Origin of the sequence: uncultured Kordia sp. (assembly GCF_947496985.1) — a bacterium.
GTDB lineage: Bacteria > Bacteroidota > Bacteroidia > Flavobacteriales > Flavobacteriaceae > Kordia.
The window spans coordinates 206,412-220,684 of the sequence record NZ_CANMEZ010000003.1 but is presented as its reverse complement, the minus strand read 5'-3'; the positions used below and the strand labels follow the sequence as shown (position 1 = coordinate 220,684).

Sequence of the window (14,273 nt, the reverse complement as noted above, 5' to 3'; positions counted from 1 at the left end):
TTATTCGGTTGTTGCCTATAAAAATACATTATTTTATGTACATAAAATAATGTTAAATATACCTTCTCTAAATTTCAAAACAAAACAAACTTCGTAGGTGTCGCTATTTTTGCATAAACGTACATTACAATTGGTATCCTTAGTAGTTTATTTGTTACATTGTTGATAACCTTTTATAAAAATAGAGGTCAAAAAAAGTGGTTTCATCTGAAACTTTTTAATTTTAAATCATAACCATTTAAATCTTACAACATGCGTATTGAGAGTGATATAAAATTAGGCTTTAAAGATGTAATGATTCGTCCAAAACGCTCAACTTTAAAAAGTCGTTCAGAAGTTTCTTTGGAACGTACTTTTAAGTTTTTGCACTGTTCTTATGTATGGAAAGGCATTCCTATTATGGCAGCAAATATGGACACCGTAGGAACGTTTGAAATGGCAAAAGCTCTAGCTTCTAAACAGTTATTCACTACAATTCATAAACATTATAGCATTAAAGAATGGAATACTTTTATGGCATCTATTCCGCAAAGTTATATTCCATATATTGCCGTAAGTACAGGTACCAGTGCAAAAGACAATGAAAAGCTAAGAAATATTTTTACAATACATCCACAATTGAAATTTATTTGTATTGATGTTGCCAATGGATATTCACAACATTTTGTTGATTTTGTTAAGAATGCACGCATGCAATTTCCTGATAAAGTAATTATTGCTGGAAATGTGGTTACAGGTGAAATGGTAGAAGAATTGATTCTTTCAGGTGCCGATATTGTAAAAGTAGGGATTGGACCAGGCTCAGTTTGTACTACACGTGTAAAAACTGGTGTTGGCTACCCACAACTTTCTGCAATTATTGAATGTGCTGATGCTGCACATGGACTCGGCGGACAGATTATATCCGATGGCGGTTGTGCCATTCCTGGTGATTTAGCAAAAGCATTTGGCGCTGGTGCAGATTTTGTAATGCTTGGAGGAATGCTTTCTGGACATCATGAAAGTGGTGGTGAACTCATTGAACGCAATGGAGAAAAATTCAAGCAATTTTATGGAATGAGTTCTAAAACAGCAATGGAAAAACATGTTGGCGGTGTTGCCGAATATAGAGCTTCCGAAGGTAAAACAGTTGAAATTCCTTTAAAAGGAAATGTTTCAGATACTATTCAAGATATTTTAGGAGGTATTCGAAGTACGTGTACATATGTTGGTGCTCCAAGGTTAAAAGAGCTAACCAAACGAACTACTTTTATTCGTGTTTCTGAGCAAGAAAATAGAGTGTACTCTTAAATTTTATAATGCCTCGATAACACTCGATATGACCGTAATTATCTATTATTTATTGATTCGTTAATTTGGGTGTAAACTATAAATACTCGTATTTTAATTAATAATTTGAAAACTTAAAATCAAAAATCGTTAATCATATATTAAGTAAGGTGATACCGTAATTCTCCTAGTTATTCTTTTTATAATTTGTTTTCTTTATTAACCTAAATTTTATACCATGAAGAAAAGAAATTTAAAATCATTGAGTTTATCAAAAGAGTCTATTTCTACATTAGATCAACAAGAAATATCTGGAGGAAGAAGATCGTTTAATCCACCGTGTGCATCTTTTAGTTGTAGAGTTAGTCAATGTTTGACATATTGTGATTCTATGTGTCAATAATTATTTTTCAAATAAAAAAGGTAGCAACATAAATCATGCTGTTACCTTTTTCTTTCTATATTTTTTATTTAATAATAATTACAATTTCTGGCTTTCTCTTAAAGCTTTTGTATGAAAGGAAACTAAACCTTCAATTGGTCTTCTAACAATATTTCCAACTGTAAAGCCAAATTCTTTAGCGACTTCCCTAATTTCATTTTCTGAGAAAAATGCAATAGATCCTGCAAAATGAACAGGAGTCGTTTTTAGTTCTTCTTCGTATTGCATAATCATGTTTTCTGAGAATTCACGGAACCCTCTTTTGATTAGCTCTACAACATAGTCTGAATCTTTATTTAGAAACATAAATTCTGCAAAGTTTGCCAGGTAAGCATTCGGATTGGGTTGTTTGTACAAGTTGTATTTGATATAATCACTTTCAAGATTGTATTTTTCTTCAAATGCAACACGAATAGAGCTTGGCATTTTGTTGAAATAGTAATCACGAATTAATTGCTTTCCATAGTAGTTTCCACTTGCGTCATCCATCAGGCTATAGCCTAAAGAATTTACACGTTGATGTAATTGTTTTCCATCATAGTAACTACAGTTTGAACCTGTTCCTTGAATACACACAACAGCTGCTTCAGAAATATCATTGATAGTTGCATACACTGCCGCTAAGGTATCTTCATTTACTAAAATTTCAGCATTTGGGAAAAAGTTTTGTAATACTCCTTTTAATAATAAACGTGGATTTTCCGTTCCGCAACCAGCTCCATAAAAGAATATATGCGTTACGGTATGACGATGTGCTGAAAGTTCTTTGCTTTTTTTGATGGTCTTTTTTAGCTTTTTCTCCGCAAGTATTGCAGGATTTAACCCTTTTGTACGAAGTTTGTCTAATAATTGATTTCCATCTTTATCCACTGCAATCCAATCGCACTTTGTGGAACCACTGTCTACTACTAAAATCATAGGATGAATATAAAATAAATTTCCTGTTTCCAGGAAATGTTTTGCAAGAAGTGTTGTTTGTATAGTGTAACAAACGCACTCAAAAATGTTCCTAAGTGCGTTTGCTATTTTTTATATTATAAGTTGTTTACGTGTAACGCTAAGTCTACTAATTTGTTTGAGTATCCAAATTCGTTATCGTACCAAGATACAATTTTGAAGAATTTTGAGTTTAATTCAATTCCTGCACCAGCATCAAAGATACTTGTACGATCATCACTTACAAAGTCCTGAGAAACAACAGCTTCATCAGTATATCCTAAAACTCCTTTCATGTCTCCTTCTGAAGCAGCAGCTTTGAAGACATTTTTGATTTCTTCGTACGATGTTTCTTTTTCTAAACGAACCGTTAAATCAACTACAGATACATCAACTGTTGGTACACGAAATGCCATTCCTGTTAGTTTTCCGTTTAGTTTAGGAATTACTTTCCCAACTGCTTTTGCAGCTCCTGTAGTTGTTGGAATGATATTGTTCATTGCCGAACGACCTAATCTGTAGTTTTTCTTTGATGGTGAGTCTACAGTGTATTGCGTAGATGTTGCTGCGTGAATTGTAGTCATTAATGCTTCTTCAATTCCGAAGTTATCATCTAATACTTTAGCAATTGGAGCTAAACAGTTTGTTGTACAAGAAGCGTTTGAAACAATTTTATCAGAAGCTTTTGCATCCTTATGATTTACTCCCATTACAAACATTGGTGCATCTTTAGAAGGTGCCGAAATCACTACTTTTTTTGCTCCAGCTTGAATGTGATAGTCAGCCGTTTCTAGCGTTGTAAAAATTCCTGTACATTCAGCAACTACATCAACTCCTGCTTCATCCCACTTTAAGTTTTTAGGATCTCTTTCTGCTGTTACACGAATTGTTTTTCCATCAACAACAAGATTTCCGTCTTTTACTTCAATCTTTCCATCAAATCTTCCATGTACTGAATCATATTCTAATAAGTATGCTAAATGATTTACATCTAATAAGTCATTAATTGCAACTACATCTACATTGTTACGCTTTAAAGTTGCTCTAAATACGATTCTTCCAATTCTTCCAAATCCGTTAATTCCTAATCTTGTCATTTTATCTTCTTTTTTCTTTCTATTCTTACTTTATACTGATAATATATCAGATATTCTTAATAACTCTTTGTTAATATTATGTTCGCCTTTTACCGCTTTTTCAATACTTGTTACGACTACTTTATTGTCTGAAACTCCAACCATTACATCTGATTGTCCGTCTAGAATCAATTCTACAGCTTTCACACCAAGTCTACTGGCTAATACACGATCAAAACATGTTGGTTTTCCTCCACGTTGCATATGTCCTAATACAGATACACGTGCTTCATAATCAGGTAAGTTTTCAGTAACATATTCTGCTAATTCGAATACATTTTTACCTATTTTATCTCCTTCAGAAACCACCACAATGCTTGATGATTTTCCGCTTCTACGACTTCTTTGTAATGATTCTAATAATCTGTCTAATCCTAAGTCTTCTTCTGGAATTAGTATTTCTTCAGCTCCAGCACCAACTCCTGCATTTAAAGCAATAAATCCTGCATCACGTCCCATTACTTCCACAAAGAATAATCGATTGTGCGAACTTGCCGTATCACGAATTTTATCAATCGCTTCTACAACTGTATTTAAAGCTGTGTCATATCCAATTGTGAATTTTGTTCCAAAGATGTCATTATCTATAGTTCCAGGAACTCCAATTACAGGAATGTCATATTCTTTACTAAAAATCATTCCTCCTGTAAACGTTCCATCTCCTCCAATAAGAATCATAGCTTCTACACCTTCTTCTTTTAGATTTTCGTATGCTTTTTTACGACCTTCTTTTGTTTTGAATTCTAAGGAGCGAGCTGATTTTAAAATCGTTCCTCCTTTACTTACTATATTCTTTACACTACGTGCAGTTAGTTCTACGCTATCAGCTTCAATCATTCCTTGATAACCTCTATAATATCCTACACATTTTACATTGTAATATGAACATGCTCTTGCTACAGCTCTGATGGCTGCATTCATTCCTGGAGCATCTCCTCCAGAGGTCATTACCCCTATTTTTTTGATGTTACTTTGCATGCATTTTTTTATTTTGAATAGTAAAGCTAGTAAACTTATTTTGATTTTATAGTACGCTTAACACTAATTTTATGGTGTTCGAAAATTTCAAACGTTTTCGTTAATAAGTTCTCAGAATTTTAACGTTTTAGGGCAGTGTTTTTTCAGTTTTGATAAACTTTCGTAAAGGATAAAATTGATTTTTTGAAGTGTAAATCAACTTGTTTTTGAATTATTTTTTGAAGAATTTAGATTGTTTTTATAAGAAGACACATTTGTACTTTTTAATAAGTTTAGTAGGTCGTTAAATCATAGAATCAAAAACAAAGATCTTTGCATATTGAAGGAAATTGAAATTTTATCATTTATTAATAAAACAACTTGAAAATTTAGTCTTAGATAAAACTATTGTCCCTTTTCAGTTTTCTTGTCTTCTTCTTTTTTAGAAGTTTCCTTTTTTTCTTCTTTTTTAGAATCTGCTGTCTTCTTCTCTTTTTTATCTACTTTTTTATCCTCGAATTGGATAAGTCCGCCTCCAACTTTTGTTTCTTCTTCTTCTTTTTTCTTCTTTTCTTCCGCCATTTTCTTTTTCCCTTTCAAAACTTTATCTACCAGTTCTTTTAGGGTATCAAAATCTACTTGGTAAGATAATCCAATTCCTTGTGTAAATCCTTGAATTTCTCCAACATATTGAATTTGATTTTGGCGATTGAATATTTTTGCCGTCAGCGAACGATCTTCATTTAATGAGATTTCTATTTCTGCATCACCTACTATTGCCGTTTGTGTAACACCACCAACCGGAACTCCCAATTGTCCGTTGAACGTGATTTTATCACTTATTTGACTTGAGACTTTGAAACCTAATTGATCCGCTGTTTCAAGATTTAATTGATTGGAACGATCCGCCTGACTGTAATTTAATGAAACATTTAATTTACCATTTCCGTCACCAGAAAGCGCATCATTGATAATGCCAGTAGCAGTTTCTATAAGATTTCCTGTAATTGCATTTTGATTGATGTTTACTTCATTTACAAAACGCCCTTGTGATAATAATGATAATGCTTGCAATCTTCGCTTGTCTTCATCATTTAGTAAGAAACCTGTTAATTCAGACTCCGCAACACCTCTTGTCGTTGGAAATGAAATATTAAACAATGGATCTGGTTTTAACAAATCTCCTGTTAAACGAATTCCAACTTCTACAGGTATTTTTTTATTGAAGGTTGGACTATCTAATAGTACATCAGGATTTGCTTCTAAATTGTATACTGCTTCTACATTTAATTGCGCTTTGAATGGATCGCCTTCCCAAGTTATAGTTCCTTCTGGTTTTACCGTGAACTTTTTATTAATGATTCCACGATATTTGAAATTATATTCTCCTTTGTAAGTGATAAAATCTCCCCACATATTGAATTTACCATTGGTATTAATTTCCATCAATAGACTTCCTACTCCACTTCCTTTTATGGTACTTCCTGTATTTTTATCTACTACAATTTCTACTTCTGCATCTGGTGTTACATCTAAATCAAATTGTAATTCCAATCCTTTAAAATCATTTAGTGCATTTTCCTCTTTACTTTGTGGATCATAAAATTCATCTTTTGGAACAAATTTTATGAATGATGCATCACCAATGGAAGCTACATCACTGATAGGAATTTTTAACGACGTCCCTTTTTCCGTAGCTCCTTCTACACGAATTAAGAGTTCATCAGTTGGACCATCTATCCAAGCTTCTCCACTGATGTAACCAGTTCCGTAATATAAGGCTTCTTCATCATCTTCGTCTAATTCTGTATTTAACACCAATAAACGATCAGTCGTAAGATTTAAACCAAGAATCCAATCGTCAAAAGATGTATGCGAAATGGTTCCGTTAAGTAGTCCTTTCGTATAATCTTGTGTGTCTAAAATGGTTACATTGTCAAATTCAAATGTTTGATCGTAGAGTTTGACTTTTGAACTGTTTGCCATATCTACATCAACATTCAGATATGGAATGTACAATCCACCAGCTAAAATGTTAAGCTCTCCATTGATTGCTGGATTGTTTAAGTTTCCGACGACTTTTGCATCTCCAGAAATCAATCCGCGAATGTCCGTAATAACATCTTCTCCTAATGGGCTAAACGGAGAAATATCAAATTTGTCAATTTTTGCATCAACATCAATCGTATTCATTTCTCCAGACATATCAATGTTTCCAACAGCTATCAAAGATTCAATAGTTTCATTGACCAGCTTTGCATTTACATCAAATTTTTCCAGACTTTCATCTCCAGTAATGTCTATATTTAAATCACCTAATAATTGATCATTTACTAATAAATCTGCAATACTAAGCTTCGATTTTGGCACATAACCACCGTTTATTTGCTTAATATCTAGTTTTCCATTGACTTTTCCGCCTAAGCGAATACTATCTATTTCTGGCGTTATTTTTTCTAATCCAACATCAATGAATTGCAATTTTATGCTTTTATCATTTTTCCCAAACAATTGTCCTTCTAAATCAATTTCTTCATTTTGATGATTCATCACAATTTTTTCAATGAAAATAGAATCCAACGTTTTATTAAAAATGAATCGATTTTTACGATCATTTTTGTTGTTGATAAACCACTTATTTCCTCTAAAAGCAACATCCGATTTTTTGAGTCCGACAACCGATTTGTTATTGCTATTTATGGTATGATAGAAACTTAAGTTATAGACATCATCCAATTCTTTTCCTCCTTTAAATTCTGTTCTAAAGAATAAAGTATCATTAATTGTTTTATTAATTAGATTGAATTCACTCGCATCATACCATTTTGTAGTAATGCCAGCAATTTCCAGATACGTATTGAATACGGGGTTTTTGTTGTCTATTTGTAACTCTACATTATCAACTGTATTTCCGTAGGCAATAATCTGAGGCGTTTTAAACGTAAGTTTAAATTTATTTTCATCACCGATAATACTTCCTCTAAGTGAGGTGTTTTTTGACAATTCCACATCTGGAAGAAATACATCTACAATTTTGTTATAGATTTTAAAATTGAACGTTAAATATTGATTTGGCAACACTTTTATAGGTCTGTAATTCGCGTAAATACTTCCGACAGAGTTTTGCACCAAGTCAATTACTTCATCAAAATGAAAACGTCCTGTGAGTGTTCCTTCAATGATATCTGGCGAATCCACCGTGATTTTCCGAATGTCTTTGTCAAATTCAGAGTTTACATTAAAATTCTGAAAAGCATAAGTTGCGTTTTGGTTGGTGTAGGCAATTTTTTTGAAGAATATATCTCCTGCCATATCGTCAATATTGTTTCCAATCACATCCAATACGAAATCACCTTTTAGGATGGAAACTTTATCTCTTGTGACAAAATTTAATTTGTGTAAATCTAATAAATCAATAGAAGCTTTGAATCTGAATTCGTTTTCAACACCTGATAAATCTGCTAATCCTTGAAAGTTGAATTTTGCATTTGGATCGTTTGAAACTAAATTTCCATCAAATAATTGATCTTTTAAAACTCCCGAAACGTTTAAATTTTGGTATTCATAATCGTTGTATTCTAATTTAAAAATACGTCCAACAATTTCTGTATTTAATTTTTCTTGCGTAAATCCTTTTCCATCAACGTCTGCATCTAGTGTTATTTTTCCAATCATAGGATCGTCTACAAACACACCTAAATTGAAATCTTCTAATGTTATTTTTCCTTCATAAGAAGCATTGTCTATATCATCAATTTCAGTTAATATTAAATCAGATACAGAACTTCCTATTTCGGTATCAATGATTAGATCGGCATCAATAGTCTTTTCAGTAATTTCTGTAGTTCCGCGGATATTGAATTGTCCAAATTTCTGAAAAGATGAAGGCAATGTACGCCCAAGTAAATTTGGCAATAATGTTCGCAATTGATAGTAGTTTGAAGACAAACGGTCAAAATCACCTTTCATATAAAAAGGTCGCTCAGAAGTGAATAGATTTTGATAACGAACATTTCCATTGATAACAGTACTTGGCGATTTGAATTTGAAATTCTTCGTCGTAAAATCATTTAAAACACCTGTAATTTCTGTAGAAAACTGCCCTTTTTTGCTTCCAAATTCATCATAGAAATAGTTCAATTCTGCAAAATCAATTTCAGAATCTTTAAAACTTGCAGTCACTCTTACTTTGTCTAAAAAGTTTGCAAAGTCTTTTCTATCATAATCAAACACCAGCATTCCATCAAGCTTTGAACCTTTAGTTTTCATGACTAAATCTTCAAAACGCATTTGCGTAAGCGTATATTGAAATTTAGAATTCATTTCTTCAATGCGCAATCCTCTATGATCTAAAAATGTTAATCCGGTGACATCTCCATATACATTTGGACCTTGTACTCTGAAATCGTTCACAACTCCTGATAATTCTTGAAAATCAAGAATTTTAGCCGTTTCGTGATTATGGTCAATGTATCTAAATTTACTATTAGTCAGCTTTAGCTTAGATGTAATCAGTAAAAAATTTGACGGTGTTCCATCAGAAGGTTCAGAATCGAGCTTCGCTATAAAAACATCTAGAGTTGTATCTATAGAATCTTTTTCCGTGTTGATATTTAAGGTTAAACCATCAACTTTTACACCTCCAAATTCTAGTTTACTATTCACTGCATTTTTAAAACTCAGAATAGAGGCTTCTAGCGTTTGTACATGGATCAGCGTATCTTTTAAGTAATCTTCAATATAAATATCTTTCAAAGAAATATCGCCATTCCATTTTAATCCAATACGATCAATATTAATATTCGTTTTATACGTATCATTCAACCAATTCGTCGCTTTTCGTCCTACAGCAGTTTGCACAGCAGGAATCGAAAAGAAAAGCACCAAAAACATAAACAATAGCAATATTGCTATTAGAATACGTTTGATTATTTTCCAGACTCTTTTGATGATGTTTCAGAATTAAAAGTTATGTGTCATATTAGACACTGCAAATTCACAAAAAAATTAATACAAAACACGATGTTTAGCATATCTTTGTGAACTTATTATCAATTTTTATGCCTTTTAAAATTTATGAGCACAAAAGATGTATATATTTTAGCTATTGAATCATCTTGTGACGATACTTCTGCCGCGGTATTGAAGAACGCAAAAGTTTTATCAAATGTTGTCGCAAATCAGAAAATTCATGAAGCATACGGAGGTGTTGTTCCTGAATTGGCTTCGCGTGCACATCAACAAAATATTGTTCCTGTCGTACATCAAGCATTAGCTAACGCAAATATCGACAAAAAACAGTTAACTGCCATAGCTTTTACACGTGGACCTGGATTAATGGGTTCTTTGTTAGTTGGAACTTCTTTTGCAAAGTCTTTAGCACTTGGTTTGGATATTCCGTTGATTGAAGTAAACCATATGCAAGCGCATATTTTAGCGCATTTTATTGAAGATGATACACAAGAGATTCCTGAGTTTCCTTTTCTAGCAATGACAATTTCTGGTGGACATACGCAAATTGTGGTCGTTAAGAATCATTTTGAGATGGAAGTTATTGGTGAAACTATTGACGATGCCGTTGGAGAAGCCTATGATAAAAGTGGTAAAATTTTAGGCTTAACATATCCTGCTGGGCCACAAATTGATAAACTAGCAAATCAAGGAAATCCGAAAGCATTTCCGTTCCCTAAACCTAAAGTGCAAGGCTTGAATTTCAGCTTTTCAGGATTGAAAACGGCTATCTTATACTTCATTCAAAAACAAACCAAAGAGAATCCAATTTTCATTGAGGAGAATTTAAAAGATATTTGCGCTTCTATTCAATATACGATTGTGAACATTATTTTGGATAAATTAAAAAAAGCTGTCAAACAAACTGGAATTAAAACCATTGCCATTGGCGGCGGTGTTTCCGCGAATTCTGCCATCCGCAAAGCATTGAAAGATGGTGAGTTTAAATTTGGTTGGAAGACACATATTCCTAAATTTGAATATACAACCGACAATGCCGCAATGATTGGAATTGTTGGGTATTTGAAATATTTACAAGAAGATTTCACAGACGAAGCAGTTACGGCTAATTCGAGAATTAAAATATAGTTTTTAGATATTAGCATTGAGTCTTTAGATTTGAAAAAACTGTAAACTGAGCGAAGTCGAAGTTTAGCATTTAAAATTTTTAACATCATGGCATTTAACGAACGTTTAGCAAATAGGATTCGAGAACAATTCACTTTTTTCCCTGAGACTTTTACAGAGAAAAAAATGTTTGGTGGAATTTGCTTTATGTATGAAGGAAAAATGGTTATTGGTATTGTAAAGGAAGATTTGATGGTTAGAGTCATTTCTGATAAGATGGAAGAAAACCTAGCCAAAGATTTCGTTCGACCAATGGATTTTACAAAAAAACCTATGAAAGAATTCATTTATGTATCTTCAGAAGGTTTTGAAACTGAACATGAATTGTTACTGTGGATTGAACTTGGTTTGGAACATGCAAAATATAAATTGGGGCTTAATTCTTAAAAAGTAACTTTTTCATTTAACATCGAACATTTATAATTCATAATTTAGCATTCACAATTCATAACTTCTGCAAATGCAACTTTTTTACACACCTGAATTAACACCCGATACTAAAAACTATACGTTTTCTAAAGAAGAAAGCAAGCATATTGTACGTGTATTACGCAAGAAAGAAGATGATATTTTGCATATCACGAATGGAAAAGGGTATATTTTTTCTGCTCAAATTACCATTGCAGATCAGAAAAATTGTATAGTAGCCATACAATCATTTGAGTTTCAAAAACAGAAGAGTTACCGATTACATTTAGCTGTTGCACCTACTAAAATGAACGATCGATACGAATGGTTTTTGGAGAAAGCTACTGAAATTGGAATTGATACAATTACACCAATTATTTGTGATCGATCGGAACGAAAAGTGATTAAAGCAGATAGATATGAAAAGATTATTCAATCGGCAACGAAACAATCCTTAAATGCTTATTTTCCTAAATTGAAACCTGCTATTTCGTTTTCAAATTTTATTTCAACACACAAAGACGAACAGTTATTTATTGCACATTGTGAAGAAAATCAAAAACTATCGTTGAAACAAGTTTTACAAATTCAGAAAGACGTTACAATTTTGATTGGTCCGGAAGGCGATTTTTCTTTGAAAGAAATTGAGCTTGCGCTATCAAATAATTATATTCCTGTAACCTTAGGTGATACGCGTTTACGTACGGAAACGGCTGCTGTTGTTGCATGTCATTCAGTTGCGTTTATGAATGGAGAATGATTATAACTTATACAAGAGTTCATCATTCTGAGCTTGACGCTAGTTTCTAAAAAAATATATCTACCAAAATACCAAAAGTAAAACGATACTAAAAATCCAATTTCTGCGCACTCAAAATATCTTTTTGTTTATTTTCTAAAATCAAAAATACGCTCAATTTATCACTTTCTGTAACAATTTCAGGAAGATGAAATGTGTAGTTTCCTGTTTTTTTGACTTCCATCAGATAGTTCTCGCTAACAACAATATTATTGTTTTTCAAGATTCTTCGTGCGTTTTCCCCACGTTTTACTTCTGTAATTCGTTCTTTAATTGCTAAGACAACTCTGGCTTTTGTATTTGATACATCGCCATCAATTGTATATTCAAACTTTACTGAATTCTTTTTTTGCTGTATCGCGCCAAGCGAAATATCATACTTATTTTTATGCTTTTTATACTCTTTAATCTTCGTATACATTTTTGAACGATTGGAACCTACAAAATGTTCTTTTCCATTGACAATTACTGCTGGTGTGTAAATTCTGTTATCATTAAACTTTCGAGCATATGAACGTTGTTTTTCAGTAAATTGTTTTTGACTAAACGGATCTTTCCAACCAATATAATCCCAATAATCAACATGATATGATAAGGTAAATACATTCGCTTCGACATATTCATTTCCAACTTTTTCCAACAATACATCTGCGCTCGGACAACTTGAACAACCTTGCGATGTAAATAATTCCAAAACAACCACAGATTCCTGCTTTTTTTTGACACTATCCATAAATGATGCAAAAAAGAATATGACAAAAAGTGAAAGTGTTACTAAATATTTTCGTTTCATGATCTTAAAGTTTAACTTGCAATGTATAAGACGATTTTACATGAAGAAGCTTACGTTACTTTTATTTTTATTGAGTGTTTCACTTACACATGCACAAGAAATTGGCATTTTGAAATATGCAGGTGGTGGTGATTGGTATTCAAATCCGACAGCAATTCCTAATTTGATTAAATTTTGCAATCAAAATATAAATACAACTATTAAAGCAAAACCGCAAACCGTGGAAGTTGGTAGTACAGATTTGTTTCAATTTCCGTTTGTACATATGACAGGACATGGAAACGTTTTTTTTTCAGAAGAAGATGCTGAAAACTTGCGTAAATACTTAATTTCTGGAGGTTTTTTGCATATTGATGACAATTATGGAATGAATCAATATATTCGAAAGGAATTAAAAAAGGTATTTCCTAATCAGGAATTAAAAGAGATTCCTGCTTCACATCCAATTTTTAAACAACCGTATTCTTTCCCGAAAGGATTGCCAAAAATTCATGAACACGATGGCATGCGTCCGCAAGCTTTAGGTTTATTTCATGAAAACAGATTGGTTTTGTTATTTACGTTTGAAAGTGATTTAGGCGATGGTTGGGAAAATAAAGAGATTCACAACGATTCGGATGAAGTTCGTTTGAAAGCTTTGCAAATGGGCGCAAATATTGTGAACTATGCGTTTAGACATTAATGATTTCTAAAAAAACACTCATGAAACTTAGTTATTACTGTGCTTCAACTTCGTGTGGAAAAATAAATTATATAAGAGTAGCTTCTGACAATCGTTATGACTTGAAACAAGAAATTGGCGAAGAATTTAATGAACGTTGTAAACACTGTGGAAAACATACAAAAAAGCATATCAATAGATTGCATGGAGAAATGAATAATGCAGTAATACTGATTACTTTAATCATTACTTTAATACTAACAGTAATTCTCTGGAATTTAGGTGTGCTTTTTGGCGCAGTTACTTTTGGAATTCCTGCATTTGTATGGATACATCAAAAAAAGAGAGCAACCGATTTCAATAAATTAATGATTGATTAAACCTAAGATTTCATGAGTTATAACCTTTTTTTAGATGATATTCGTGTTCCTGAAATGGTCTACAGAAATCCTGATGATTACAATTTTGTGATTGTCCGTACATATGAAAAATTTGTAGCGTATATTGAAACAAATGGACTTCCAAAATATATTAGTTTTGATAATGATTTAGGATTAAATACCGAAGGAGAAGTTGCCGAAGATGGCTATGCTGCTGCAAAATGGTTGGTATATACTTCTGGTTTAGATTTAAAAGAACTTGATTTCTATGTACATTCAGCAAATCCTGTAGCCGCTAAGCAAATTGAAGGTTTATTGACAAATTATATCAATCATTTAAAATCGAATTCGTAA

13 protein-coding genes are annotated in these 14,273 nt (G+C 32.4%); 8 read left to right on the top strand and 5 right to left on the bottom strand.

The features are described from left to right. Positions 1-252 precede the first annotated feature (252 nt). Both Q0828_RS09375 and Q0828_RS09370 read left to right on the top strand, forming a co-directional pair. A complete protein-coding gene (locus Q0828_RS09375; RefSeq protein ID WP_298419908.1) occupies positions 253-1,290 on the top strand; it encodes a GMP reductase in 1,038 nt (345 codons plus the stop codon). 217 nt (positions 1,291-1,507) lie between these two features. Next, positions 1,508-1,672 (top strand): hypothetical protein, encoded by a 165-nt coding sequence (locus tag Q0828_RS09370; protein WP_298419906.1) that lies wholly within the window; start codon positions 1,508-1,510, stop codon positions 1,670-1,672. A 78-nt stretch (positions 1,673-1,750) separates the two neighbouring features. Here Q0828_RS09370 and Q0828_RS09365 read toward each other — a convergent pair whose 3' ends face one another. The 4 genes from Q0828_RS09365 to Q0828_RS09350 form a co-directional block, all read right to left on the bottom strand. Then, positions 1,751-2,629 (bottom strand): N-acetylglucosamine kinase, encoded by an 879-nt coding sequence (locus Q0828_RS09365; RefSeq protein ID WP_298419905.1) that lies wholly within the window; start codon positions 2,627-2,629, stop codon positions 1,751-1,753. 116 nt (positions 2,630-2,745) lie between these two features. Beyond that, positions 2,746-3,744, bottom strand: a complete 999-nt coding sequence (gene gap / locus Q0828_RS09360) for a type I glyceraldehyde-3-phosphate dehydrogenase (protein WP_298419903.1) — start codon at positions 3,742-3,744, stop codon at positions 2,746-2,748. Positions 3,745-3,774: 30 nt separating this feature from the next. Next, complete coding sequence (pfkA, locus tag Q0828_RS09355; protein WP_298419901.1) at positions 3,775-4,761, bottom strand: 6-phosphofructokinase; 987 nt, start codon at positions 4,759-4,761, stop codon at positions 3,775-3,777. Positions 4,762-5,145: 384 nt separating this feature from the next. Next, positions 5,146-9,633 carry a translocation/assembly module TamB domain-containing protein gene (locus Q0828_RS09350; protein ID WP_298419899.1) on the bottom strand — a complete coding sequence of 1,496 codons (4,488 nt, stop codon included), beginning with the start codon at positions 9,631-9,633 and terminating at the stop codon, positions 5,146-5,148. Between the two features lie 183 nt (positions 9,634-9,816). Between Q0828_RS09350 and tsaD the strand changes: the two genes are divergently transcribed. The 3 genes from tsaD (at position 9,817) to Q0828_RS09335 (ending at position 12,046) form a co-directional block, all read left to right on the top strand. Beyond that, the gene (tsaD, locus tag Q0828_RS09345; protein ID WP_298419897.1) at positions 9,817-10,839 is read left to right on the top strand and encodes a tRNA (adenosine(37)-N6)-threonylcarbamoyltransferase complex transferase subunit TsaD; all 1,023 of its coding nucleotides are present in this window, start codon (positions 9,817-9,819) and stop codon (positions 10,837-10,839) included. 87 nt (positions 10,840-10,926) lie between these two features. Further along, positions 10,927-11,265 (top strand): TfoX/Sxy family protein, encoded by a 339-nt coding sequence (locus Q0828_RS09340; RefSeq protein WP_298419896.1) that lies wholly within the window; start codon positions 10,927-10,929, stop codon positions 11,263-11,265. Positions 11,266-11,338: 73 nt separating this feature from the next. Further along, the gene (locus tag Q0828_RS09335; protein ID WP_298419894.1) at positions 11,339-12,046 is read left to right on the top strand and encodes a 16S rRNA (uracil(1498)-N(3))-methyltransferase; all 708 of its coding nucleotides are present in this window, start codon (positions 11,339-11,341) and stop codon (positions 12,044-12,046) included. 88 nt (positions 12,047-12,134) lie between these two features. Here Q0828_RS09335 and Q0828_RS09330 read toward each other — a convergent pair whose 3' ends face one another. Further along, on the bottom strand, positions 12,135-12,878 hold the full coding sequence (locus Q0828_RS09330; RefSeq protein WP_298419893.1) for a thioredoxin family protein: 744 nt from the start codon (positions 12,876-12,878) through the stop codon (positions 12,135-12,137). Between the two features lie 40 nt (positions 12,879-12,918). On the opposite strand from Q0828_RS09330, the gene Q0828_RS09325 reads away from it, so the two are divergent. Genes Q0828_RS09325 through Q0828_RS09315 form a run of 3 tightly spaced genes read left to right on the top strand, consistent with a single transcriptional unit; the run spans position 12,919 to position 14,273 of the window. After that, entirely contained in the window at positions 12,919-13,560 is a 642-nt protein-coding gene (locus Q0828_RS09325; protein ID WP_298419890.1) for a DUF4159 domain-containing protein, read from the top strand. A 20-nt stretch (positions 13,561-13,580) separates the two neighbouring features. Continuing rightward, positions 13,581-13,919 carry a hypothetical protein gene (locus Q0828_RS09320; protein ID WP_298419888.1) on the top strand — a complete coding sequence of 113 codons (339 nt, stop codon included), beginning with the start codon at positions 13,581-13,583 and terminating at the stop codon, positions 13,917-13,919. A gap of 12 nt (positions 13,920-13,931) precedes the next feature. Beyond that, a complete protein-coding gene (locus Q0828_RS09315) occupies positions 13,932-14,273 on the top strand; it encodes a cyclic-phosphate processing receiver domain-containing protein (protein WP_298419886.1) in 342 nt (113 codons plus the stop codon).